The organism is Paenibacillus sp. FSL R5-0912 (assembly GCF_000758605.1).
GTDB lineage: Bacteria > Bacillota > Bacilli > Paenibacillales > Paenibacillaceae > Paenibacillus_AQ.
In genome coordinates this window covers 3,867,146-3,893,489 of record NZ_CP009282.1, presented here as the reverse complement: position 1 = coordinate 3,893,489, position 26,344 = coordinate 3,867,146, and the positions used below count along the sequence as shown (strand labels likewise).

Below are 26,344 nucleotides of genomic sequence, written 5' to 3'. Positions count from 1 at the left end.
ATTCCCTCAAGTCTATGAAATCATAACATAAAATGCGTTGGAGTAAATAATCCAATTCAAGTACGATATCCCTAACGCAATGATAGGGGGAAATTACAATGAATACCCGCAGCTGGTGGTTAATGATATCCGTCGGGCTGGGAATCCTGCTAAACCCGCTCAACTCTTCGATGGTTTCTGTGGCTATACCACGATTACAGCATCAGTTTCAGCTTGATTACACCGTAGTCTCCTGGATTATCTTCTCATTCTATATTGCCAGCGCGGTTGCTCAACCTGTCATGGGCAAAGCCAGTGATATATTCGGACGCAGGACCATCTTTCTTACCGGGCTGGTTATTGTCTTCGTTGCTTCTATATTAGCTCCTTTGGCCCCGGGCTTCGGGTGGCTGATCGTATTCCGGATTGTTCAATCCGTTGGAACCAGTATGGTGGTGGCGGTAGGAATGGCTATTGTACGGGTGCATATTACGGAGAAGCAGGCTACCGCACTGTCTGTTCTGTCTATGTTCACATCGGGAGCCGCAGCCATTGGGCCTTTTATCGGAGGGGTACTGATTCACTTATGGGGCTGGTCGTCCATCTTCTTCATCAACGTTCCCTTTGTGACGGCAAGCTTTGTGTTAGCCTGGAGGACTATTCCGAAGGACCAGCCGCTGGCGGCCGCTGCCAATAAGCTGTCTGTACGCAAATGGATGAACCGTATGGATGTAGCTGGTATTCTGCTATTCTCTGTAGGTCTGGTTGCCCTGCTAGCTCAACTGCTGTCTGCCAAATCCTCCGGACATGTCTCCTTATTCAATGTTATAGCCGGACTTGCCGGACTTGTTCTACTTGCATTCTTCGTGCGGCATGAGCTCAGCGCAAAGTCACCTTTTATTCCGCTGCGGACTTTCGCGAGCTATCCGGCGCTGACCTGGGTCAATCTCCAGTTCATGCTGGTTAATCTTCTGTTTTATTCTGTCTTTTTCGGCTTGCCGTCTTACCTGCAGCTGGTTCGTCATGTCAGCGAGTTCCACACGGGAATTCTTATGTTAAGTCTGGGTTTATGCTCACTGGTTGTCTCTCCGCTGGCTGGGAAATGGATTGATGTGTCAGGTCCAAGGCCCGCCATGGTAGTATCCGCAATCCTTATGACACTCGGATCAGTATGGATCGTGATGTTTAATCCGTCATCTCCGTTGATCAGCATATGCCTCGCTCTGGCGGCCTTCGGAATCAGTAACGGATTGAACAATGTCGCGATGCAAGCCGCCTTGTTCAACAGTTCCCCCAAAGACATTATCGGCGTATCCTCCGGATTATTCAGTACGTCCAGATACTTCGGGACCATCCTCTCTTCGTTGCTGATCGGCATCGTGATGGGGAATCAGTTCAGCTTCGGTGGATTCCGGGTACTGGGGATCATCCTCACCGTTGTTGCTCTGTCTCTGGTGTACATGGGCTGGCGGCGTATGGATTCAGTGCAGCAACTATAGAATCTTATAAAAAGGCTCCTCCGCAGTCCTTCTGACTGTCGGCGGAGCCTTGATAGGTTCTTATTAAGTATCTGCAAAACGTCTATGCTTCTGCCATAAGCCCCTTCAATCTTCCTGAAACAGATTCACTATCAGGGAAGATTGCGGCGGCACAGGTAAGAACGCGGATAGCTTCTTCACGGTGGCCCCTCCAGCTTAAAGTATCGGAGACGCGCACAAATTCAAAATCAACATAATAATATTTATTTTGCTCCAAACTATTGATACGCTGGTATTCATCAAGTGCCTTATCGACTCCATTGGTTACAGCAACCTTGGCAACGCGATGTGCCATCGACTGCTTGAGCTGACTAATATCTGAACCCAGCAGCAGATCAAGGATTGGGTAGGTTACGCTGCCCAGCCATACATAGTCACAGTTGGTCATTATAGAGATGCCGATATGATCATCCGGGAACAGAATCAGGTCACTCAGAAAGCCGGTATCCCATCCGGAATGCGAGAGAATCCGGGAGCCCTTATACTCACCCAGGAACCAGCCCAGCCCGACATGCCCATGTTCAGGGTCCCAGCCTGTAGCCATAGTAGGATTCCACATCTGATCATAGCTGCCGGGCTGTAAAGCGTTATACCGGTCCTTTGCCTTCCCCTGACCCAGCTGCATCAGCATATATTGGCTCATATCTTGGGCGTTGGTATACAGCGTGGAACTGGGAGCATGCGCCCTGTTGTATGGAAACACCTCACTTACGCCGGGGCCGTACCCTGTTGAATTCCTCAGCACATGAGGAGCAGCTAGAGCCGCTTCCACCTCCTGCTTCAGAAATGAACTGGATGTCATCCCCGCCGGTTCAAGAATATGCTCATACATATACTGCTCAAAGCTCAGCCCACTGACCTTGGCGATCAAATCCCCCAGAATCTCATAAGCGATATTACTATAAGCAAATTGAGTGCCGGGTTCGCTCAGCAGCTTGTGACGGCTGACGCTTTTCACGTACCGTTCGAGACTCTCTTCATCGTATTCAGGCCGGTCCCAGGCATAATCCTCTTCATCCGGCATGCCGGAGGTATGGTTGAGCAGCTGTCCTACTGTAACCTGAAGATAACGTTCATCCTCCATTTTGAAATACGGAAGATAGTTCGTGACGGGCGAATCCAGCTCTACCTGTCCGCGTTCCACCAGCTGCATAACCGCCGTAACTACGGATGTTTTGGAGACGGAGGCTTGATGAAACAAAGTGCTGCTAGCCACAGGCTCACCTGTCGCCACATTGGCTGTTCCATACTCACCTGTGAAGATAACCTCGTTATCTTTAACAATGCCTATAGCTAATCCCGTAAACGGTCTATTCTCAACAAAATCGGTTAACATCTCGTGCAGCGGATTTAATCTAATCCTAATATTATTCATTCTATTGCCCCCTAAATGTGCCATACTCATTGGACAAATATAACATCACCAGGGGTTACTTAATGTGTAATAAACAGATTAACCTGAACTTTCCCTCAGCTACCCTTCAACCACGTCAGCCCGCAGGGCGGTGGCAACCTCAAGCATTACTGGAACGATGGCTTCTGTTGAAAGGGCTACGTACAAATCCCCCATGTACAACCGGAAAGGGAATTCCATCCCCTCATAGCTCCACATGAAAAAGTCACCTTCAATGGACATCGTGCTCTCGGGTCCTTTTACGGTTAAGACGTGTGAGTACGAGAAATCGGGTTTGTCTGCAAAATACTGTGTGCACTCTTCCAAAGTAATGGCTTGCTCTGCATTACCTTCCTGCATTGAACGGGTGATACGCAAACGCTGACTCATTAATGAACCTCCGAAATTAAGAATATGAATGCTATGACTGCATTGCTTCTGTTAGATAAGATCTGACGGATTGAGAATCGCCAGAATCTGATGATCCTCCCATACTCCCCTGATTTTCACGTTGCGCTGGGCAATTCCTTCCTTGTGGAACCCGGCATTCTCCAGGACACGGATTGATCCGGGATTTGCGGGGGAAGCTTCCCCTGTGATCCGGTGGAACTTCAGCTCCTCGAAGGCATAGTGTACTACTTGCTTCACAGCCTCCGTCATGTAGCCTTTTCCGTTATAATCCTTATCCAGGCTGTACCCGATCATGCAGCTCTGCAGCGGTCCCCGCACAACAAAAGACAACCCTACGGTGCCGATAATCCGGTCATCTGCCTTATGACATACCAGGAAATCGTATCTTTCGTCCTCTGCCCTGTCTTCCTTATACTGTGCAATCTTGTCGCGCTGGTATTCTTCTGTATAGAACTCATCAGAAACTTCAGGCGAATGCTTCTCAAAAAACTCCCGGTTGCGCTTGTACATCGCTGTAAGCTCACCGGCATCTGTATCCTCAGGGAACCGGACGTACACTTGTTGTTCCGTCATCTGCAACACTCCTATCGAGCTAAATTCATCACATAATTCACAGCAGCTTCGAGATTACCTGCAATATAATCCGGTTCAGTAACGGATCACTGTTCTATGTACGTAGCACTTATGTCTGCGCACACAGCATTTCTCCTCTCGGTTTTGCTGCAGTGACATCCCCGAACCGGTAAGTCCAGAAGCGTTCGGTGCCGAACTTGCTGCGGATTACAGCATCTGTTATTTCACGGCCGCCAAGAAGCTTGTCCTCCTGGAACTGGGAGCTATGCGATAGAATAGACTTAATCTTCACAGCGAGGAATGAGGTCACATCTATATTTACATCTGCCTTACCGATCATCTTCTCATGATTGTTAGAGAAAGCGGAGCAATGTACAACTGGCCTTTCTGTCAGAGGTAACCGGGCAATGGTGCGAATAACAGCAGCTCCGGTGGCATCATGATCAGGATGAACGCTGTACCCCGGATAAAAGGTAATGACGAGCGACGGAGCCAGTTCCTGAATCAGCTTCATAATCTGACTGTCCAGCAGATTCGGGTCTTCGAACTCGATCATTTTATCATGGAAGCCGAGCATTCTTAAGTCTTGAATACCTATTGCCTGACAGGACGCAGCGAGCTCCTCCTTACGGATCACAGGCAGGGTAACCCGGTTCGCGATTAACGGAACCCCCATGTTGCGGCCCATCTCGCCGAGTGTCAGACAAGCATAAGTAACCTCAGCACCTTCTTCAATGTACCTAGCCAAGGTTCCGGATACAAAGTACGCCTCATCATCGGGATGGGGAAGTACAACTAAGATCTTCTTATTGTCCATAGGTCTCCTATTCATGTTTGCTTGATCCTCCATTTGCATTAAAAAGGGTTCCGGCTAAGCTGCAATGCCACAATCAGCTTGCCTTGACTATCATGTCCGGCCAGGATCAGCCGCTCGGTTTCGTTCTCATCCACATGGGTAAGTCCTTCCGCATAAATCCAGCCCTGTTCTGTCTTCAGGCCAACCCGGTAAGGACCCGTTCCCGAAATCGAACCGTGCGTGTAGCGGATAAGTGCATTACTGATGAACGCCGATCCCGGCGGACGCGAACTGTCAATGTGACTCGCGTAAGCGCCTGTTGTGAGCTCCAGGTGTATATAAAGATCCTGACCGGTGAAACGGTCGATTTGAGTTTGGATGTCTTTAGGCTGAATTAGCTGCATATTGTCCTCCTACAGTGTACGATTATGAATATTTTCAATAGCTTGTCCAGAGCCAGTGAATTCATTATACAAGAAAATTATTGAGCATGAAACGAAATAGTCCTTGTAATCACTGTCACCAACATCCCTCCTTGTGCATATGCTAAAGCCATATTGCTTACAGGAAGGAAGCTGAATGAATTGCTACGTACGGACCCGGTATATCAGATTCTGAAGTTGCTTGAAGAAGAGAAGGAACCCCGCTTCAATCAAATAGGGATGAACGAAAGAGATTTCAATATTACCCTGACCCATATTCACGAAGCAGGTTATGCTAATTCAGGTGAGTTAACTCACTCAGGCCTCAACTATATTCATGGGTATGAACAAAGGTTGAAATTTAAAATTAACCAGTCCCTGCAGAATTCTTAGTATTGTATTCCAAAAGAAAAAGCCTCAACGGTGAGGCTTTTTCAGTGAAGTACCATTTACAAATGACTTAGGCACAATCATCTACAGTTCATAATAATATTTCAGCTTGTTATTGACGAAATACAGATATTGATGGCCGTATACGATATATCCCAAATCTTCGTTATAGCTGTCGGGCTCTCCCCATGACAGATAGACCTGTTCAAACGTCATGTCGGTAATGATCCGCTCATCCCGGATAGCAGCCCATACGGCATCACTGCTGGGATAAGCTGTTCTAGGATTCTTAAAGTAGAATAGCTCCTTAAGGTAATCAACAGGGTTAACGGTCGTGTCTAGACTGATATAGATTTCCTGACCGTTCGCCCGGCGGATCTGTACCTCTAAACCGCCATCACCCGGACTGGAACGGAAATCTTTGACCGTAACCTTCTCCATGTTCTTAAAAGGACTTTCCGGAATCTTTGCATTTACAGCCCATGCCGAATCACCGTTGAAATTCTCTTTGAAAGCAAAGAGATTCTCTTCCGTGTACAACGTGTCGGTCTCACTGTCGTCCAGATCCAGCGTCCAGGTTATTCCAGCTTCGCTCAGCATGGTGAAAGTAGAAGTATTAGTATCATCCGCGTATTGAACATCGGTCACCCAGTGGCTGCCGGGATGTGCATATAGATAGACCTTCTTGCCCACAGCCTGGCCCATTGTTCCTGGCAGCTTGCTGATGGCGTAGAGCATACTGTTGCTCTTTATTTTGCCTTCTTCCGTACTCCAGATGAACAGCGTATACGAGCTGGTGGCATACTTGCCGTCTATGGCTCCAAGCTTAAGCAGTGTTTTGAACGCGACATAGTTGGAGTTTTTGTAGAATATGGAGTTGTCCTTGTTCAACTTCGCGCTTCCCTTACTTCCGGTGATTGTCACAACAGAGGCTGCGGTAGCAACGGTAAAGCCGGGAATCTGATTCAGCAGCTTCACAGGGACATAAGCCGAACCATTGACGAGTACAGACTTGGATGCCGAGATCATAAGTGTCCCGTCCACAAATGTGGAAATCTCCGTGTACTTCGGTGCTGCGGCTGCCGCTGCCTGTCCGGTGCCTCCCGGATGCCCCAGTCCGATCATGAGCAACAGTGTAGTGAGCAGTAATACAATCTTTTTCATAGTTGTTCTAGTTCCTTCCCCCAATGGATGTAAGCTGCCCCTGGCTGTACGCTGGATTAGCTCAAATCAGATAATTCGACAATAAGTTAATTATTTCCTGCTTGTTCCTTGATTCATCAACTTTCTGTGGCACAGAATACAACATTCCCCTCGTAATATCGGCGCAAATCCAAAATTGTTGTCTACAGCCATAAAACAGCTGGCACCTATGGAACGTATTCCGGGGTACCTGCTGTTTTATCTACTTCGTTAGTTGAATCCACTTCTCCATTACACTCTGCCTTGAAGAGTTCTCTGCTGATGAGATTTCCGGTGACATTCCTCTGAAAAGATAAACAAAAGAACAGAGCTTCCCCCCAACCGGAAGAAGCCCTGCTCTTTATTATCCGCGGTCTGATCCAAATACAAGCCCGGCGCTGGCCTTCGCCTGTTCAATAACCCGCATCACCCGCTCACTGTGTGCGAGCATTTCCGCGGCCGTCTTTCTGTCTTGCTCTCGGATGAATCGTTCGAAGTGAAGGAATTCGTCATACATCCGGTGGGGGTGATCCTTGTGATCCACGCGGACGGGCTTCTCCCGGTTAAGGACATAATCGTAGGAGTCGCATCCATTGGCAGAACCATTGATCTGAATGTACCCTTCCGTCCCCTGAATGTTCACTGCACCAGGAGCTGAGCTGTCTTTGGCACCAATGCAGACGCATTTGAAATCTCCATAGTCCAGCAGCAGCATCCCCGACGTATCGATTCCCCGTTCCATGTTCGCCCGGTATTCCACGTACTGTGGACTTCCGAAGAAGCCGACAACCAGATGGATATTGTAGATATTAATGTCCATCAAGGCGCCGCCGGACATCTCCGGATTGAATGCAGGCAGGATCTCACCGCGTTTGAAAGCATCATAACGGGAAGAATACTGCGAATAATTGCACGTCACCATTTTAATGGAACCGAGACCAGCCAGCTGCTCCTTCACCGCCGTAACATTGTTCAAATATTGATTCGAGATGGCTTCAACCAGGATAAGCTCCCTGTGTTCAGCGATCTCTTTCAGCTCCAGAAACTCCGCCAGATTAGACGTGAACGGCTTCTCGCAGATGACATGCTTGCCGCTAAGCAGCGCCTCCTTCGTGAAGGCATAATGCAGATGATTCGGCAGTGCTACATAGATGGTATCCACGTCTGTATCCTGAAGCATAGCGCTGTAATCAGTATAGAGCTTGGCTATCCCGTACTGGTCCTGCAGCTCCTGCAGAGCGCCTTCCCTGCCGGGTCTGGCGAACACGGCTGTCAGTGATATTCCCGGAATCTCTCCGATGAAGCTGAGCAGATCCTTGACAATCATTCCGGCTCCGGCTATTCCTAGGTTCATTTAGCGGCACCCCTTCATTCCCTGCTCCAGAATCTGCATAACGCCTATGGTCTCTTCATCCTTAATCAATTTATCCGTGCCGAGGACGATGGCATCATAGATCCCGTCATACACCCTGGCATAATCGCCTTTGGCTGAGGTGACCTTCTCTTCATGGTACTTGCCCTCATCATCGAGATACGTTAGAATACCATAATGCTCCGGCAGGTCAATACCGAAGTCACTGTGTCCCTCAGGCAGGTAAAATAACTTCAAATGCTCCTCCTGACGGTCCTTCGTCTGCTTGACGAACACACCTTTTTTACCATAAAGTACGAAGCTTGGCCGCTCTTTGAGCCGGAAGTAGCTGGATTTAACCGATACTTTTAGCGAAGGGTAGAAGAAATCCAGATCGAAGTAATCGTTCATCTGCTGCGGTCCCAGCAATTGGCGGACGTCGTAATGAATGGTATCCGGTTTGCCGAAGTATGACAGCACCTGATCAATGGTATGACATCCATGTCCATACAAGTAACTGTAGTACACAGAGAATGGAGTTGAAGCCGGAACCTCGGGACGATAGTAATCAAAGTGCATTTCCACTTCCAGCAGATCTCCAAGCTTACCGGATTCTATAACCTGCTGTGCGGTGAGGAAATCTGAGTCATAACGTCTGTTCTGGTAGCACTGAATGACAAGATTCCGCTCTTTGGCATACTGAAAGATAGAGACTGCTTCTTCTTCCGTCAGCATAAAAGGCTTCTCCACCAGAACATGCTTGCCATGATCCAGCGCCATTCTGGCATAATGATAGTGGGAATCGGTGTTGGTGCACACTACAATCAGCCGGATCTCCGGGTCGTTCATTATGGATTCAAGATCGTCCGTGTATTCAATCCCGGGCACTCTGGGCCATTCCGCTTTCGTAAGCGTACGGGCATAGATCGTCTTGACCTTTAAGTGATCGCGGTTCATGGAAAATGGAAGGTGGTAGCGGTTGGTGCTTTTGCCGTTGCCGATATAGCCGAGTGTTAACATCATAATTCCTCCTCTTCTCTTTCATTAATTATAGAAAAAAAAGACCCGCCGTGAAGACTTAGCAGGCATAACGGTACAATTATCCGTTCATATGTAATTACCGGTATAAATCCTTGAACATTATGTTCAGAGCCGGGCCTGTTATAGCTTAGAAATTCAATTCTTGAGGTGAGCCTTAGTCATGAAGCTGCTGCTGCAATTAAAGGAAATGAACCATTTTACCCCCAACGAACGAAGCATTGCTGCGCATATCCTGACCCATAAGGAAAGTATACTGCCGATGTCCATACAGGAGCTCGCCAAATCTACCTATACCTCGCATTCGGCGATTAACCGCCTGACGCATAAACTCGGACTTGCGGGCTATAAGGAATTCATTCTAAAGCTGGCCCGGGAGTTCCAGATGGATGTCCATAGCATTTCTAATGTGGATGTCAACTATCCGTTTGAGCATGGTGAAACTCCCATCCAGGTAGCCAAAGAAATTGCGGAAGTAATGAAGGCAACCATTGAGAAGAATTTTGCCTTCCTGGAGGACGCCCAGCTTGCTAAGGCCGCAGAAATTCTTGACCGGTCCGGCAAGATCTTCATCTATGCGCTGGGCGATTCCGAGATCCGGGCGAAGAGCTTCCAGAATAAATTAATCAAAATCAATAAATACGCCGTGATTGCGACGGAGCTGTCGGAGTGGGAATATCATACGGTTAATCTTACGCAGCAGGACTGTGCCATTTTCTTAACCTATCACGGGTTATCGGCAAATAATTTGCAGGCGGCAAAGTACTTCACGCGCAACAGCATTCCCTTTATCACCATCACCGCTGCTCATGGTACGGAATTGGCCAAGCTCAGCACACTGTGTATCCAAGTGCCTGAGGATGAAGTGAAGCATGCCAAGATCGGCACCTTTTCCTCGCAGATTGCCTTTGAATATGTCCTAAATGTCATCTATTCCTGCATCTATAGAATTAACTACTCGAAGAATAAACTGGCTGCCCGGCAGGTCGTGAAGGATTTCTACACCGATGACGTGAAAACAGAGCTATAAGTTGGGAAAAGCGAGCTTATCAACCTTAATATTCACGATTGGCGGAGACAGACCCAGCATATGCTCAACGGCCTGATGGACGTTATCTTTAAGAATCTGGCATACCTCAGGAATCTTGTATCCGTAGTTAATAATGATATCCAGCTGAATCGCCACGGCTTCATCCGTAACATCCACTGATAATCCATTGGTGCCAATCTTACCGCTTAGGCGCCGGGCCAGATTCCCGCTGACCGGGTTGCCGGACATTCCGGCAATGCCCGGTGTTTCGGTAACTGCATAGCGGATTATACTTGAAATCACCCGGTCAGAAATCTCCACGAGCCCCTTGAACGTATCCTGCTTCATTATTATTCCTCCTCGTATAGTTATTTATCTGGGAATCCGGATCATGAACACCGTCGGCTCCCCTTCCCGGCTCTCCAGGATCAGAGAACCGCCCATCTTCTCAACGTTCTTCTTGGCTATGGATAACCCTAGACCTGTCCCCCCGCTTGCTGTCGTCCGGGCTTCATCTCCCCGTACAAACGGATCAAAGATCGTGGACCAGAGCTCCTTGGGAATGCCCACTCCATTATCAGCAATCTCGATCCGGACATCTGTATCCTCCGGAATAACCGTCACACGGATGCGTGTCCCTTCAGGATTATAGGCAAGCGCATTGGAGATCAGATTGTTGATCACGCTTGCGAACAGCTCCGGATCATAATGGGCATACACCTGTTCTTCAGGCACCTGCAGCTGCAGCTCGAACTCTTTTTGCTCAATTTCACCGTAGGTATCGGCGATAATCTCCCGCAGCTGATCCCCCAGCTCCAGCCGCTCCACGCGAAGAATGAAGTCCGGTGATTCCAGCTTGAGCAGGTCCAGCATATGCTGAATCAGCTTCGTCACCTGTACGGATTTGGTATAAATATAATTCAGGTATTTGGTCTGCCGTTCAGGGTCCGTAACCCGTCCTTCGATCAGCGCCTGTGCATAACCCTGAATACTGGTAATCGGTGTCTTCAGATCATGTGACAGATCGACCATCAGCCGCTGCTTGCTCTTCTCGGCCTGCCGCTTCTCCTCCGTAGTCCGCTCAATGACATCCGCCATATAGTTGAAGCTATTGCCAATCCGCAGAAATTCCGTCTCCGCATAGAGGGCAATCCGTGTATTGTAGTGCCCTTCCATCATACGGTTCATCCCCAGATTTAGAACCCGCAGCGGCTTCTTGATCCTTCTGGAGACCCAGTAGCTATATACAAAAATCAGCATTAGAATCAGACCGCTGACCACAAACACATAAAAGAACACCGAATGGTTCAGATAGGCCATCAGCATTTCGTTGTTAATGGATACGCTGACCACATGGCGGGGAATCTTGAGCAGCAGCCAGGCCACTCCGCTGTCACTATCCACTTGAGAAATGGAGTAGTAATAGGGCTGATCGCTGCGGTTCTCCAGCCCCTGGAACAGACTGTTCTCATCATAGCCCATAGTCTGATCCTGCTTATCTCCAATAACGCGGATAACCTGCTTGCCCGAATCGAGCAGCTCCAGCCACCCTCCGCTTTGCAGCAACCGGTCGCTCTCCGGTCCCTGGCCCAGCTCGTTACGGTAATCTCCGGCTTCGACCGACAGATCCGGATCGGGGATCAGTTTCTCCATGATGACGTGGGTGATATCCTTCTGGATGAACAGATAGACCACCAGTACAAGCATCACCAGCATACAGTTGAACAGCAGAAAGTCGATCGTCAGCGACGTTTGCAGCGGGCGGTTATCTCTACTTTTCCACGGGTGCTTCAATTTTGTACCCCAATCCCCTGATCGTCTTCAGGTATTCCGGTTTCTTGGAATCACGCTCGATCTTATCGCGGATATTGCTGATATGCACCATAATGCTGTTGTCCTCATAGACATAGAAGTCTTCCCAGACGGCCTCATAAATCTTCTTGCGCGTAAATACCCGGCCCGGCTGCTCCATCAGCAGTTCGAGGATTTTGTATTCGGTAGAAGTCAGCGCTACCGGTTCGCCGGATACCTCAACCTGACAGCTGCTCCGGTCAAGCGTTAACCGTCCGAGCACAATCTGTTCTTTCGTCTGTTCTTCTTCTATAGCCTTGGCATCGAACTGATGCACCCGCCGCAGCAGAGCCCCGACACGGGCAACGATCTCCAGCGGATTGAAGGGCTTCGAGATATAATCGTCTGCTCCCAGCTCAAGACCTAAGATTTTATCATGATGCTGGCTCTTGGCTGACAGGAACAGCACCGGGAAATGCTCATGCTCACGAATCCGCTTCAGCAGCTGCAGCCCGTCCATCCCCGGCATCATAATATCGAGAATAGCCAGATCTATCTTGTTATTCTGCATCTGCTTCAGCGCCTCGATTCCGTTCTGTGCTTGCAGAATGTTGTATTCCTTCTCCAGATACAGCTGCAGAAGCTCTACAATCTCCGATTCATCATCAGCTATGAGAATGGTATACATGGTGAAATCCCCCTCTATCTAGTTGTGCAAGCTGCGCTAACTGTAACTATAGCCTGCCATTCTTAATCCAGTCTAAACCAAATCTAAAGAATAGCTAAAGATTAATGCTGCTTTTCTTAAGAAATGATATCCCGAATAAGACAAAAAGAACAGCCTGGAGCAGCCATTAAGCCGCTTCCCGGTCTGTTCTTTATCTTTTAGCGCAGATTTGCTCCTGCTTGCCAGTGAAAGTGAAAGTACGTCTGATGCTTATACCGTAGGCACGGTTCCTCCGTCTATCACATATTCAGCACCTGTAATGGATGCTGCTCGGTCGGAGGCCAGGAAAGCTACCAGCTCGCCTACTTCCTCGGGGAAGCCGGGACGGCCCAGCGGAATCCCGCCCAGCGCATCCATTACAGACTGCAGCGCGCTTTCAGCACTGCCCGTAACCTTGGCGATATTCTCCATCATGGCATCTGCCGCTGTCGTTTGAATGAATCCAGGGGCAACACGGTTTACACGGATACCTTGTGGAGAGAATTCTTTGGAGAGGCTTTTACTGTAATTGCTTAGCGCTGCCTTAGCGGCTGCATAAGGAATAGTGGATTCGACCAGCGGCAGCACTCTTTGAATTGAAGAGATATGAATAATCACACCTTTTCCCTGTTCCAGCATTAAGGGGATCAGGCCCCGGTCCAGCCGGACCGACGCAAGCAGGTTGAGATTCAGCGCATCCATCCAGTGCTCGTCGCTTGCCGCAAGAAACCCGCCGGGAGGTGTAGAGCTGCCTCCGATGTTATTCACTACGATATCGATGCTGCCGAAACGTTCCTTAACCGCAGCAATCACTTTCTCCACGCCTTCTTTGGCAGACAGATCTGCTTGTACGAACAAGTCAGCATCCGCCAATCCAGACGGGAGTGTGCGGGCAGTAGTCATCACTTCAGCACCGGCTGCTTTAAACCGGTTAACGATGGCCTCCCCCATACCCTTGGTGCCACCTGTCACCAGTATTTTTTTGCCCTCGTATTCTGTCAGCGGGTTTGCATAAGTTATAGTCATTGTTGCAGCCTCATTTCATTAGTGATTCCTCGTTCAAGCTGCCGGGTGCAGTCCTTCAAGGTCTATAATAATTTTAAGCTTGATTAAGTTATGCGTCTAATTTATTATTTTCATTAAATCTATTATTAATATTAATGTAATGAGGAGACCCGTCTGAAATGGAGCTTACCCAATTAGAATATTTCCTGACCGTGGCTCGGCTTGAGCATATGACCTCCGCATCCAAGGCGCTTAGAATTACCCAGCCCGCGCTGAGTCATGCTATCTCCAAGCTGGAGAGTGAGCTGGGCGTTCCTCTGTTTGAGCGGAAAGGACGCAATGTCCAGTTGAATAGGTATGGTGTTATGTTCAGCAAATGGGTAGAAGAAGCGATGAACAATATCGGCAACGGTATACGTGAAATCGGAGAATGGTCGAATGCGGAGAGCGGTGTCATCCACATTTCGTATCTGAATATTCTCGGTGTTGACCTGGTGCCTTCACTGATCAGGGATTATCAGGCGGACAACCCCAAGGTACGGTTTAATTTGTATCAGGGAAATCATGGGGATATCGATGAAGCTCTGGAGACTGGCACTTCGGATATGCTGATCACTTCCAGAGAAACCACAATGAACGATGACGAATGGATGATTATCCGGCGAATGCCGATCTTTATTGTGGTCTCCACTCAGCACCGGTTTGCTTCACGCTCCAGTCTGAGTTTGTTTGAGCTGTCCGGTGAACCCTTTGTCGGCTTGAAAACGAACTGTGGACTCAAAGCTACGATTAGCTCGCTATTCAAAAACACCCATTTCGAGCTGGCCTCGACTTATGAAGCAGAGGACCTGATTACGGTAGCCGGCTTCATCAAAGCCGGGCTTGGAGTCTCTGTACTGCCGCAGACGCTGGGCTTAATGCTGGACGGCCTGGTCTGGATTCCGATTGAGGAAGAGGGCTGGGAATGGGAGGTCGGCTTGAAATGGCGTCATGACCGTTACCTGTCTCCTGCCTCCAGACGGTTTCTGGATTATATTCAGCAGGTTCGACTGAAGTCTGAATAGATGAGGGCTTATAATCTTGAAAAAGACACAAAGGAGCGACTCTCCCGGAATGGAGAATCGCTCCTTTGTGTTATTATTTCGTTCCTGCTATTGAATCAGCGCCTGAAGCTCGGCAACAGTTGCCTCATATTGCGGTTTGAATTCAGCAGATTTCATATAATTTGCCACGCTGGTCAAGAACTGTCTGCCTTCAGGGGTCTCGCTCACCTTCCCTGCATCCAGTGCACATACCAGCAGATTACCGTTGCCTACACGGCACTCCGTAAGGAAGCTAAGCTTATGATTACGTTCGAAATTATCAATGGTCTGCACAACGGGATTCCAACTGCGGTCCGCATCATCCATGATCAGCGATTTCGAATTCTCCACAATGCTCCACCATGGATAGGTCGAATGCTCCTCACCCGGGAACTCACGAAGTACCGGGTGGCTGTTATCAATCAGCAGACCCATTGTACCGACAGGTACAGGCCGGTTCATGCTCTCCGATATCGAACGGAACATCGGATAACACCAGAAATCTGTGCAGTAATATCCTTCTACAGCATTCTGGAGAGAGTCCGGCTCTGGCATCAGCAGCACATTTCCACCCTTCTCCAGCATTGTAAGCGCCTCTTCGGACAGCTCCGTGAATACGTGAATGTGCTCAAGCGGGTTGCTGCTCTGCTCAGGGTATACCCACAGGTCGTAGCTCTTGCGGATATCCGTTCCCTGGATGGAAAGGGATAATACGATCTTATTCATCCGGTCTACGGCAGGAAGAGTTACCGCCAAACCGCAAATGTCGATATAATGGCTTCCGGCCGGAATGGCCGCTAAGGTTGATCCTTCGGCTATTACGCTATCTTCTGCTGCAAGCTGCCATAGCAGCTGAGCGGAATCCGGCATACCGCTACGGAAGCAGCTAAGCTCCACATGGGCAGTGAACAATTCGCCCGAGGTATAATTATACTTAGGAAATCGTGCCATCAGCACCGCATCATTGCAGAATGTACGCCATTCCTCGGCACTAACCAATCCTTTGGAATCCATGAAGGCATCAAGCACGCCAACCAGCGCAGTTCCCTGACCGCTGAAATCCTGCAGATCCAGCAGCTGGAAGCCGGCCAGCCGCCGCGAGCGGAAGGCGGCCTCAAGCTCTTCCTTATAACAGGCTACCGCAAGCTGGCCGGAGGCTTCAAAGTATTTCGATGCCAGATGACCCAGCCCCTTGCTCTCCAGCCGTTCACGGAAAATTACAAAGTTCTCAGCTTTGAGCGAACCTGTGTATTTCGCGATTTCTTCGAAATTAGGGAACGTAGCGTATTGTCCGATCTCATGCGAGACCACCGGAACCTGCGGAATCCATTCGCCGGATTCTCCGCCAGCCTGCACCGTTTTGGCTTCGGTGCCATACTGGATCTGGATCTCGCCGCCGGCAGCAGCAGCCTGTCCTCCTCCATTCAGGAAGTCCGGAGGAACGATCTGGTCGTCATAATCCTTCATCGTGCCTGGCACAGCCGTCTGGACATGGCCCAGCGGAGCATCGCACATTGCATAAGAGCCTCTGAACAAGCGGTCCCGGGTAAAACGCACCCCGCTGAAGAAGTCGTCATGCTCCAGAATCTCCGGTACCCATTGGTGGTTATTGGAGCCTTGGGTGTATAAAGGGCGGTCATCGAACGCTTTGTAGTCCTTCAGGAAGGAATCAATCTTCTCTTTGCTGCCCCACAGCTCGTTGCCGAGAGACATCATCACAAAGGATGGATGATTGCCAAACTCCCTTAGAATGGCATAGCCTTCACTGATCAGGTAATCCTGCTCTGCCTGATTATGCCCTTCGTCCGTTTCTACCGTAACCGTACCCCAGAACGGAAGCTCCGGCTGCATGTAGATCCCAAGCATATCTGCAGCGGTAAAAGCAGCCTCCGGCGGACAGCAGGTATGGAAACGGTAATGATTGATCCCGTAAGACTTGGCAATCCCAAGAATTCTGACCCATTCTTCAACATTTGTAGGAGCATAGCCGGTCAGCGGGAAGATCAGGCCGTCATGTTTGCCGCGGAGGAAGGTCTTCTCCCCGTTAATCGTGAACTTGTCCCCTTCTGCCCGGAATTCCTTCAGTCCGAAGATAACCTCCTGCCTGTCAATGACATTGCCTTTGCCATCCTTCAGAACCAGGAGGATGTTATACAGATTGGGAGCGGATTCACTCCATAGCAGCGCCTCATGACCGAGAGCGTAATCTACAGAGAATTTCCCCGGAGCTACTATGTACTCCTGCTCTTCTACCGTGTGTGAATCCTCACTATTGAAGCTCTTGGCAGATACTACAAGTGTAGTTTCGCTCTTACTCTCCAGAGTTGCTGCGATGCGGATGGAACGTGCAGCCAGTTCTGAATCCAAGCGGATGCCGCTAAGCTGTGACTCTCCGTAGAATTGCAGCTCCATACGACCGGTAATTCCGTTCCAGTTCGTCTGGGTATCCGGCGAAGTCAGATGTCCGCCTTTGGTCGGGTAACCCGTGTTGTCTACCCGGACCGTGATCGTATGCGTACCCGGCTGCAGCTGCGGCAGCTTATATACATGGGCAGTGTTCAGACTGTCACGGCTGCCAATCTCCTGCCCGTCCACCCACAGCGTTGTAAGCCGTGTACGTTCCAAATATAGATAACTGCTCTTGCCGGCCAGCTCCTCTGGAATGTTAATCTCCCTGGAGTACCAGACGGGTCCTTCGAACAAATATTCATCCGTAAGAGCGCTTACCAGAAACTCCTCATTCTTCGGTCCTTTGCGTGCATGGGAGGTTGTTCCCGGCAGTGTGATTACATCTGTGTAAGGTAATACGAGTCCCTGCTTACTCACGTCTAACTGCAACTTCCATTCGCCTTCGAGGCTGATCTTTGTCTGCAAAATCCTCACTCCTAGTAATGGTAATCTCTGAACTCCTGCGGTGTGGTACCGGTAGTTTTCTTGAACAGGAAGGTGAAATAAGCCGCGGTCTGGAATCCCACCTGCTCTGCAACCTCATAGACCTTAACATTCGGGTCCCGGAGCAGCTCCTTGGCCTTGTTCATTCTTGCTTCCTGCGTGAAATCAGAAATCGTCCGGCCCATTTCTTTCTTGAACAGAACACTTAAATAACTGTGATTCAGGTGAAACTGCTCGGCTAGCTGCTTCACTGTTATATTCTCCTGGAGACGTTCCTCCAGCTGGCGGGCAACCCGCTGGATCAGGTTATGCTGCTGGGCGACTTGTTCTCCCTGACTAAGCTTAGCATATTGCGCCAAATATTCCAGTAATACCTTCCTGACTTCATTCACTCCGGTGCAGTCGATCAACCGCTGCCACATGAGAATATTCATCTCCGTATCCGTCTCTTGAAGCCGCTTCGTCTTACGCGCCAGCTCACTGAGCAAGCCCATACCGAAAGCCTGCACATAAGAAAAGGATACGGGCTCACGCGCTAGCAGCCTTTCGAATGCATGATTGAAATACACAGCTGCCTTCTCGCCCTCTCCGCTGTCCAGCAGCTTCACGATCTCCGGAATATATTCCTCACGTAGCCGGAAGTCCTGATATTCGTTCATCAGGCTCTGGTCAAAATATAGAATTTGCCCGTACCCGGCCAGTCTGGCACCGGACATCATATGCCTTACTTCCTTGTACAGCAGCGGTATTTCCGTCCAGGTATGGCACTCCCTGCTGATTCCGACTGTAACGGAAGCAGTGTACTGCTCCTTTAGAATATCTTGGATGAACGTGAGCTGCTTCTCAAGTCTTGCCCGGACCAAGGGTGTTGCATTCAGTACAATGACCGCCAGCTCATCCGCCCCAGTCTTGCCGATATAAACAGTAGAGAATCCCGCAAGCCCAAGCTTCACACAATTCAAGAGCCCTTCGCTATGCATAATCCGCTCCTTGGCATCATGCGGATTGTCCCGGAACAGACGGTCATAGCCGAAGAGGAATAACGAAGTCTGCCATTCCCCATCCGGCAGTTCCAGCAGCCGCCGCCAGGATTCAAGCAGTTCTTCATTATGAATCCAGCCTTCGATCATATCCTTGACGAACCGCTCCTGCAATACCTCATAGCTCTCTGTAACCTTCTCCTTAAGCAAGGCGGTTTCCTGTTCGATCTGTTTTTTCTTCTCATACACTTCCCTGAACGCCGCAAGCTTCAACTCCAGCTCTTCTGTCCGGACAGGCTTCAGAACGTAGGCTTTAGCCCCCAGATGTATAGCTTCCTGCACAAATTCAAATTCGTCATATCCGCTTATCATCACTGTCTGCATAGACTGCAGTGCCGGATAATCCGCTTTGCATATGGCCAATAGCTCAATTCCGGTCATACCGGGCATGGAGACATCCGTAATCAGTACATCTACCGGAGTTTCCCGCAGGATCGCCAGTGCCTCCTCACCAGACTGCGCGGTTAGCGGCTCCTCGTATCCCAGGGCCTTCCAGCTGATATGCCGGACAAGCCCCTGAATCTGCATAGGTTCATCGTCAACAATTATTGCCCGCATAAAAGCACCCCCTATTTAATCTCAGGACTATCCGTGCAGACAGGGATAGATATGGTTACCTTGGTCCATTCGTCTTCTGTGCTGTCAATTTCAAAACGGCCCTCCGGACCGAAATACAGCGCCAGGCGCTCCCGGATATTGTTCATGCCGAATCCGTTTCGGGTTCCCCTGTAGCTGCCGGAACGAATCTGTTCCAGCTTCTCCCGGCTGATCCCCTGGCCATTATCAAAAATCTGGAACTGAATTCGATTCCCAACCCTCCTGATCGTGATCTGTATAAAAGCATGCGCCCTGGTCGGAATCCAGCCGTGCAGATAACAATTCTCTACCGTGGGCTGGAGGATCAGCTTAATGCTGTAAAGATCCAATACCTCAGGCTCCACCTGCCATTCCACCGACACCTGACCGGGATATCGCAGCTGCTGGATTTCAATATACGCCTTCAGATGCTCAATTTCATCACGGATTAGGGTCACATTAACCCGGTTGTTGAGCGCAAGCCGGTAGAAGGTGGTCAAGGCATCTATCGTCCGGATTTGGATATCATCCTGCTGATCCATAGCCCGCCAACGGATCAGGCTAAGGGAATTATAAATGAAATGAGGGTTGATCTGTGCCTGCAGCGCCCGGAACGATTGCTCACGTTCCTTGAGCATGGCCTCTGTATGCTCCTCTACCAGCTTTCTCAAACGGCCGGACATGGAGTTGAACAGTACCTCAAGCTCACCGAGTTCATCATTGTCACGGTTCCTGACGGTCGCTTCGAAATACCCTTCCGAGATATCGGTCATCCGGATCCCCAGCTTGCGTATCCGCCAGATGACATTTTTGAGGACAATCATGATCAGAAAAATGGATATCAGCAGGAAGAAGGCAATGCCTATTGCAATATAGTACATAATACGCGTAGACTGCTCTTCGAGCCGGTCGAGATGTACAAGCGCAGCAACGGTCCAGCCGGACTTAATCTCTTCTGTGATCAGCATCATTCCGTTCCGGGTGACCGTGGACGGCTCAGAACCGTTCCAATACTGCCCTAAGGAGGAGGAATCCAGGCGGCTGCCTATCTTCGCAGGCTCGGAGGAGGCAATAATCTGCCGGTTGTCGTCTACGATATACATTTGCCCGGCCCCGTCAAAGGGATGGTCGAAGGATTCCATGAACACACCGTTATAGTCCAGCAGCAGATAGACTATTCCGTAGACATCGCCGTACGCATTCAGAATCTTGTGGGACACCACCAGCTTTGTTTTGTCATCGGCGGCATTCCTCCATACCAGATTGTCCGGGGTATTCAGCATCTGCGTATACCAGTCCTTCTCACGTACGCCGGAGAGCAGCCGGTCCTCCGGCTTCCATAGAAGGCCACCATCCTGCACAAGGGTGTCGTTGGTATGATAGATCCGGAAGTTCTCAATGCCCGGCAGGTATTTGCTCGTAAGCAGGAACGAACGGTCCACATAATTTACGGTCGCCAGCTGCTCTTCGATATTTCCGTAATCCCTGGACAGCCTGGAGATCAGCTCCCCGTCCGTAGCTGTCCTGGTGGCCAGAAGATCATAGCTCTGCTTGCGGAACTCGATGCTCTGCGCACTTTGCCGCACCGCCTCGCGGATGGTAAGCAAGTAATTTGCCCGTACCGTATGCAGCATCATATAACCCGCGCCTGCCGCGAGCATTACGGTAGGGATGAATACAATCAGACTATAGAATAAGACGATCTTGCTCCTCAGATTCATGGAACGGGTCATACGGATGATCCATTTCTCTATATGTTGTTTAATCATATGTCCCCCCATGAAGTGCAAAGGGAGCCCCCTCTTAACGAGAGGTGCTCCGTACTTAATATCTTATTGGGCTGGTACTTCTTCCTTGTAGGTATCCAGCCATTCCTGTCTGACTTCACTCCAGTGTCCGCGTTTCTCCAACGCTGCCTGGAAGTCCTTCCAGTTGCTCTCGAACTGGTCCGCATCCTTGGACATCAGCAGCTTGGCACGGTATTCCTTGCGGATATTCTCGATTTCCGGGGCGTATTTCTCCCATGAGCCGCCTTCCTTCATCGGGAACAGATCGTAAGGCTCAGCTACGCGTATAGTACCCATTTTACCAATGGCTTCGGTGAACTCTATTGTCTTAGCGGCTCCGGCTTTACCGCCATCCTCCGTGTTCCACCAAGGGTACCATGCGTTACTGTATGAGGAAGCCATGTAGAGCTCAGGTGTAACCTTTGCCTTTTGTGCAGCATCTCCTGAATTACGGCCTGTTTCGTATGTTTCGTCGATAAATTTCCATTTGCCCAGCGGCTGATCGCTCCAGTCCCAATACAGACCCGCCGGTCCTTCATTGATAATCTGCTGCATTTCCGGTTTAGGCTGCAGCGTATAATCGAAGAATTTCAGAATGGCATCCAGGTTTTTAGTTTTTTCACTGATATACACATCATAACCCGGATTCGGATTAGTAACCTGATTAATACCCAGCTTCTCTACACCATCCACTTTAGGGAATGGGATCGTTTCATAGAACCAGCCCGGTTCGGTTGGTCCGTCCAGCGTCTCCCAAGCGGAGGAAGGAATGTTCCAGAAGCTGCCTGCATTCATGGCAACACGGCCTGACTTATTTTTCTCCCCGTACTGCTCCTTCTTGCTGGTTACTACCTCAGGATCAATCAGCTTCTCCTGATACATCTTATTCATCCACTGATAGGCGGCTTTGTAGTTAGGATCATCGTAAGCGAATACAAATTCATCGCCGCGTTTGTCGACCCCCTTACCTGCGGTGCTCACACCGAAGGCGGTCAGAATGGCGTTCTCGTCACTCCAGCCTATGGAATCGCTGGTATCCATCAGGAAGGACAGCGGAATCAGCGGTTTGCCCGAAGCGTCCTTCTGCTCGGCAGCTTTTTTAAGGAAGGTCTCAACCCCGGCAAGCGTAGACAGATCCTCTTTGGTCATCCCTGTCTTCTCCAGGACATCACTTCTCACAATCCAAGCCTGTGAAGCCCAACCCGGCCACGGCTCTTCAGGGTTCTGGTCAAACCAGGTCGGAATGGACCAGATATGTCCTTCATCATCCTTCATCAGGTCCAGATACTGCTTAGGGATGGAGGCCAGTCCCGGATATTTGTCGGGCATGTCGAAATACTGCTCAAGCGGCATCAGCTGTTTGGACCGCTGCATCGCACTTTTCACCGTTTCATTCCGGCTGAAGATGGCAGCATCCTCGAACCCGCCGGTATTGATTTTGAGATTAAGCGCTGTCATTGCATCGCCTTGTGTAGTCTCAAGCTTAACATCCACTTTCGGCTCCTGCTCACGCCAATACTTCTGAACCAGGCTGTCGTTGTTAAGAGTTGCGGTCCAGCCCAGCCAGAGATTGAAGGAGGTTGAACCGCTCGCTGGCGTATTGCCTGCGGTTTCGTTGCCTGAAGCAGCATTGTTAGGTGTATCCTTGCTGTTTCCGGAACATGCCGTAATGGTTGTCAGTAAGACTGCGGCTGCCAGGACCGTTAGTCCTGATCTCTTGATCTTCATTAAATAACTCCCCCTGTGTTCTTATTGTACCTCATCCTTTCACTGAACCTACAAGTACCCCCTTTACGAAGTATTTCTGCAGAAACGGATACACGCATAGAATCGGAAGAGCGCTTACCATAACGACTGCCATTTTAATCGACAGCAGCGTTATGTTCGCCATCTGTGAGCTTCTGGCCAGCGCTTCCTGGTTTGTATTTGATCCGAGGACAGCGGATAGATCCTGAGCCGCCAGCAACTGCTGCAGGAAGGTCTGTACAGGAATTAAATCTTGCCTTGTGACATAGAAGGCACCGGCGAACCAGTCATTCCAGTGACCTACTGCGGTGAACAGCCCAAGAGCGGCTAACATCGGCTGAGAGAGCGGAACCACAATCTGTATCAGAGTGCGGAAGGGGCCTGCCCCGTCCAGCTCCGCGGACTCGATCAGCGCTTCCGGAATTCCCTGGATGAACTTCAGCATGACGAACATATTCCAGACCGAGAACAGGCCGGGGAAAATATAAACCCAGAACGTGTTGATAAGCCCGAGATTGTTCAGCTGAATATAGAAGGGAACCAGCCCACCGCTAAATAACATGGTCAAGAGAATGTAGCCAAGAATGGTGCTTCTTAAAGGCAGTCCCCGGTAGGACAAGCCAAATGCTACCAAGAGCGTAACAATAAGTCCCGCAAACGTGCCTATTACGGTTCTGCCAATCGTGATCAGATATGACTGGCGGATGACCTGATTGCCGAGTACGATTTCATAGTTAATCCAAGTAAAATCCTTTGGCCATAAATACACGCCGCCTTTGGCTGCACTTGCCCCATCATTTAAAGAAATGGCCAGCATATACAGGAACGGGTACAGGACAGACAAGCATAGCCCGCCCAAAATGATGACGATGATAAGCTGGGCTATTTTTTCACCTCTGCTGAGCTTCATGAATCTTCACCATAATCCTTCCCCGTTTATTCTTCTGGACAGCTGATTGGTTGAGACAACCAGTATTAGGCTGAGTACTGAAGATAACAGCCCTACGGCGGTAGCCATCCCGAAGTATCCCTGCTGCAATCCGTTACGGATAATATAAGTATCCAGTACATCCGCTACGCCTTGGTTAGCCGAATTCATCAGCGGATAAATCTGATCCATCCCTACGGTAATCAGGCTCGGAATGCTCAGGATCAGGACAATTGAGATTGTCGGCAGCATACCCGGAATGGTGATATGCCGGATCTGGGCCAGCTTGCCTGCACCCTCAACCTTGGCAGATTCATAGAGCTGCGGATCAATCGTTGTGATGGCGGCCAGATAGAGAATCGTGTTCCAACCGGTCTCCTTCCACAAACTGCTAAAGATAACCATAGGCCGGAACCAGTCTGTCGAACCCAGGAAGAATATGGGGTCTCCACCTGCTTTGCCGATCAGCTCATTGACCAGGCCCCCGTCCAGTGTCAGAAACGACTGTAGAATGTAAGCGACTACAATCCATGAGAAAAAGTGTGGCAGATAGCTGACGGATTGAACGAAACGCTTAAAGACCGGCCGTGTGACTTCATTAATCAGCAGCGCCAGCAGAATTGGTGCCGGGAATCCGAAGATGAACTTAAGCACCGATATATATAGCGTGTTTTTGACCACGGTCAAAAATTGGGGGTCCTGCAGGAAGGAGAAGTTATTCAGCCCTACCCATGAGCTGTTCCAGATTGAAGTGCCTATCTGGAAGTCCCGGAAGGCCACTTGAATCCCTGCCATCGGTATGTAGTTGAACAACAGCAGCAGGACTACTCCCGGTAGAATCATTAAATATTGCCAGCGGTACTTGTAAAACTTTGCGTACAACGTGCATCCCCTCCTTGATAGTTCTATCATAAATTAACGGGGGATCACTTCATATATAACAGCGGTTGGATATCTATTGCTCTGATTGGATATTTAAAGCGCTTACCCATCATTGTGGATCGCCTTCATCCGCGTACCAAAAAGCACCTGCCTATTTAGTAACGGCAGATGCTTTTTTTGAAATTCAAACCCTGGTATCGGCCAGGCTCAATCCAGATAAACCTGTTTCGTTGCGATATTCGTGCAGAATTCCCGGTCATGCTCCACGAACAGAATAGTCGGGGCAAACTCCATCAGCAGCTCTTCAATCTGCATCCGGGAGATCACGTCAATGAAGTTAAGCGGCTCATCCCAGATATGCAGATGCACCTTCTCGCTGAGGCTCCGGGCAATTAATACTTTCTTCTTTTGGCCGCCGCTGAAGGTGGAGAGCTCCTTCTCGAACTGGATCCGCGAGAAATCAAGCTTGCGCAGAATCGATTTGAACAGGCTCTCATCGATCCCGTGCTCGCTGGCATATTCGGTCAGACTGCCCTGCAGATGCGAGGTGTCCTGTGATACATAAGAAATGGCAAGCTGGCTGTCCTTCCGTATGACACCTGTATGATGAATGTCCTCCCCGCAGATCAATTTGAGAATACTCGATTTCCCGGAGCCGTTGCTGCCGGAGAGCGCTATCCGGTCCCCCCGCTCAATCGTGAAGCTCACCTCTGAACATACGCTTTTATCCCCGTAATAGATCGAAACATCATCCAGCTGGACCAGCTGTTGCTTATGATACGGAAGCTGTGATATTTCCAGACTGTCCGAGCTTTCAATGTTCCGCAGCAGCTTGGATTTCTCGGTGATCGCAGATTCCTGTCGCTGCTGGATCGATTTCGAGCGTTTCATCATTTTTGCAGCCTTGTGGCCGACATAGCCCTTATCTAATTTGGAGCCGGAGTTCCGGGTGCCGTTCTTGGACTTCTCGACCTCATGGGCCCAGCCGCCCGTCCGTTTGGAGGAAGCCGATAACCGCTTAATGTCCCGCCGCAGCTTCTCGTCTTCCGCCAGCTCAAAGTTATCCTGCCTAGTCTTATTCTCCCACCAGCTGCTGAAGTTCCCCTTCTGGATCTCAATGTTGGTCTTGTTGATCGACAGGATATGGTCTACACAGTTGTCTAAGAAGGCTCTGTCATGGGAGACCAGAATATAGCCGCTCTTCGTGCTGAGATAGTCACTGACCAGTTTACGAGCCTTCATATCCAAATGGTTGGTGGGTTCATCGATGAGCAGGAAGCTATTCTCCTTGATGAAAAGGGCTGCCAGCAGCACCTTCGTCTGCTCCCCGTTCGATAATGAATTGAAGGGCCGGTACAGCACATCCTCCGCCACCTTCAGCAGGTTCAGCTCCCGCATCAATTTCCAGTGAACATATTCCGGGTCAATTTCACTGATTACATCCAGGGTCTGACTTGTGGGGTCCGCAACCGGAAACGGGAAGTATTCAAAGCTTACTTGTGCGGATATCGTCCCGCTGTATTCATATTTGCCGAGCAGCAGGTTCAGGAAGGTGGTTTTGCCCCGGCCGTTGCGCCCGGTGAAGCCCAGTTTCCAATCGGTATCCAGCTGGAAATTCACCTGCTCAAAAATATTATCGTAAGTGCCCTCATAGGCAAACGTCAGATTGCTCACATTGATTAATGACATACAATATCCTCCTGTATAAAATAATAAAAGCTGCAAGAAGGATATCTTCTTACAGCTCAAATAAATACAGCAAATTCAGCCCGGACGGACTTGAATAAGGATATATTGATTTAGTGA

At 49.6% G+C, this 26,344-nt stretch carries 22 protein-coding genes; 3 read left to right on the top strand and 19 right to left on the bottom strand.

Annotation, left to right across the window (positions count from 1 at the left end; all coding sequences use genetic code 11):
• Positions 1-98: 98 nt before the first annotated feature.
• Positions 99-1,478, top strand: coding sequence for an MFS transporter (locus R50912_RS16515; RefSeq protein WP_042236431.1), 1,380 nt, complete (start codon positions 99-101; stop codon positions 1,476-1,478).
• Between the two features lie 82 nt (positions 1,479-1,560).
• On the opposite strand, the gene R50912_RS16510 is transcribed toward R50912_RS16515, so the two are convergent.
• The 8 genes from R50912_RS16510 to R50912_RS16470 all read right to left on the bottom strand — a co-directional run bounded on the left by R50912_RS16510 (position 1,561) and on the right by R50912_RS16470 (position 9,055).
• Positions 1,561-2,892, bottom strand: coding sequence for a serine hydrolase domain-containing protein (locus R50912_RS16510; RefSeq protein ID WP_052416404.1), 1,332 nt, complete (start codon positions 2,890-2,892; stop codon positions 1,561-1,563).
• 99 nt (positions 2,893-2,991) lie between these two features.
• Entirely contained in the window at positions 2,992-3,300 is a 309-nt protein-coding gene (locus R50912_RS16505) for a hypothetical protein (protein ID WP_042236430.1), read from the bottom strand.
• Positions 3,301-3,351: 51 nt separating this feature from the next.
• Positions 3,352-3,894 (bottom strand): GNAT family N-acetyltransferase, encoded by a 543-nt coding sequence (locus R50912_RS16500; RefSeq protein WP_042236428.1) that lies wholly within the window; start codon positions 3,892-3,894, stop codon positions 3,352-3,354.
• Between the two features lie 109 nt (positions 3,895-4,003).
• Positions 4,004-4,726 (bottom strand): bacillithiol biosynthesis deacetylase BshB2, encoded by a 723-nt coding sequence (gene bshB2 / locus R50912_RS16495; protein WP_081956530.1) that lies wholly within the window; start codon positions 4,724-4,726, stop codon positions 4,004-4,006.
• Between the two features lie 23 nt (positions 4,727-4,749).
• Positions 4,750-5,094 (bottom strand): YojF family protein, encoded by a 345-nt coding sequence (locus R50912_RS16490; RefSeq protein ID WP_042236424.1) that lies wholly within the window; start codon positions 5,092-5,094, stop codon positions 4,750-4,752.
• 492 nt (positions 5,095-5,586) lie between these two features.
• Positions 5,587-6,666 (bottom strand): hypothetical protein, encoded by a 1,080-nt coding sequence (locus R50912_RS16480; protein ID WP_042236420.1) that lies wholly within the window; start codon positions 6,664-6,666, stop codon positions 5,587-5,589.
• Positions 6,667-7,048: 382 nt separating this feature from the next.
• On the bottom strand, positions 7,049-8,038 hold the full coding sequence (locus tag R50912_RS16475) for a Gfo/Idh/MocA family protein (RefSeq protein WP_042236418.1): 990 nt from the start codon (positions 8,036-8,038) through the stop codon (positions 7,049-7,051).
• On the bottom strand, positions 8,039-9,055 hold the full coding sequence (locus R50912_RS16470; RefSeq protein ID WP_042236417.1) for a Gfo/Idh/MocA family oxidoreductase: 1,017 nt from the start codon (positions 9,053-9,055) through the stop codon (positions 8,039-8,041).
• 181 nt (positions 9,056-9,236) lie between these two features.
• On the opposite strand from R50912_RS16470, the gene R50912_RS16465 reads away from it, so the two are divergent.
• Positions 9,237-10,103, top strand: a complete 867-nt coding sequence (locus tag R50912_RS16465; protein WP_042236415.1) for a MurR/RpiR family transcriptional regulator — start codon at positions 9,237-9,239, stop codon at positions 10,101-10,103.
• Here R50912_RS16465 and R50912_RS16460 read toward each other — a convergent pair.
• The 4 genes from R50912_RS16460 to R50912_RS16445 form a co-directional block, all read right to left on the bottom strand.
• Positions 10,098-10,451 carry an Asp23/Gls24 family envelope stress response protein gene (locus tag R50912_RS16460; RefSeq protein ID WP_039291716.1) on the bottom strand — a complete coding sequence of 118 codons (354 nt, stop codon included), beginning with the start codon at positions 10,449-10,451 and terminating at the stop codon, positions 10,098-10,100. The two genes, R50912_RS16465 and R50912_RS16460, sit on opposite strands and share 6 nt — an antisense overlap.
• Positions 10,452-10,475: 24 nt before the next feature.
• Positions 10,476-11,897, bottom strand: a complete 1,422-nt coding sequence (locus R50912_RS16455) for a sensor histidine kinase (RefSeq protein WP_042236414.1) — start codon at positions 11,895-11,897, stop codon at positions 10,476-10,478.
• Entirely contained in the window at positions 11,875-12,582 is a 708-nt protein-coding gene (locus tag R50912_RS16450; protein WP_042236412.1) for a response regulator transcription factor, read from the bottom strand. Before R50912_RS16450 ends, R50912_RS16455 begins: the two co-directional genes overlap by 23 nt.
• Positions 12,583-12,831: 249 nt before the next feature.
• Positions 12,832-13,626: an SDR family oxidoreductase gene (locus R50912_RS16445; RefSeq protein ID WP_042236411.1), complete on the bottom strand. Its 795-nt coding sequence runs from the start codon at positions 13,624-13,626 to the stop codon at positions 12,832-12,834.
• A gap of 158 nt (positions 13,627-13,784) precedes the next feature.
• Here R50912_RS16445 and R50912_RS16440 point away from each other — a divergent pair, with 158 nt between their 5' ends.
• Positions 13,785-14,669, top strand: coding sequence for a LysR family transcriptional regulator (locus tag R50912_RS16440; RefSeq protein ID WP_042236410.1), 885 nt, complete (start codon positions 13,785-13,787; stop codon positions 14,667-14,669).
• Between the two features lie 87 nt (positions 14,670-14,756).
• Here R50912_RS16440 and R50912_RS16435 read toward each other — a convergent pair whose 3' ends face one another.
• The 7 genes from R50912_RS16435 to R50912_RS16405 all read right to left on the bottom strand — a co-directional run bounded on the left by R50912_RS16435 (position 14,757) and on the right by R50912_RS16405 (position 26,227).
• A complete protein-coding gene (locus tag R50912_RS16435) occupies positions 14,757-17,570 on the bottom strand; it encodes a DUF8487 domain-containing protein (protein WP_231637667.1) in 2,814 nt (937 codons plus the stop codon).
• 2 nt (positions 17,571-17,572) lie between these two features.
• Complete coding sequence (locus R50912_RS16430) at positions 17,573-19,177, bottom strand: response regulator (RefSeq protein WP_231637666.1); 1,605 nt, start codon at positions 19,175-19,177, stop codon at positions 17,573-17,575.
• Between the two features lie 11 nt (positions 19,178-19,188).
• Positions 19,189-20,964 carry a cache domain-containing sensor histidine kinase gene (locus tag R50912_RS16425; protein ID WP_042242531.1) on the bottom strand — a complete coding sequence of 592 codons (1,776 nt, stop codon included), beginning with the start codon at positions 20,962-20,964 and terminating at the stop codon, positions 19,189-19,191.
• 63 nt (positions 20,965-21,027) lie between these two features.
• Positions 21,028-22,710: a type 2 periplasmic-binding domain-containing protein gene (locus R50912_RS16420; protein ID WP_042236408.1), complete on the bottom strand. Its 1,683-nt coding sequence runs from the start codon at positions 22,708-22,710 to the stop codon at positions 21,028-21,030.
• Between the two features lie 31 nt (positions 22,711-22,741).
• The gene (locus tag R50912_RS16415) at positions 22,742-23,638 is read right to left on the bottom strand and encodes a carbohydrate ABC transporter permease (RefSeq protein WP_042236407.1); all 897 of its coding nucleotides are present in this window, start codon (positions 23,636-23,638) and stop codon (positions 22,742-22,744) included.
• Positions 23,639-23,644: 6 nt separating this feature from the next.
• Positions 23,645-24,538 (bottom strand): ABC transporter permease, encoded by an 894-nt coding sequence (locus tag R50912_RS16410; RefSeq protein ID WP_052416402.1) that lies wholly within the window; start codon positions 24,536-24,538, stop codon positions 23,645-23,647.
• Between the two features lie 207 nt (positions 24,539-24,745).
• Entirely contained in the window at positions 24,746-26,227 is a 1,482-nt protein-coding gene (locus R50912_RS16405; RefSeq protein WP_042236404.1) for an Lsa family ABC-F type ribosomal protection protein, read from the bottom strand.
• Positions 26,228-26,344 lie beyond the last annotated feature (117 nt).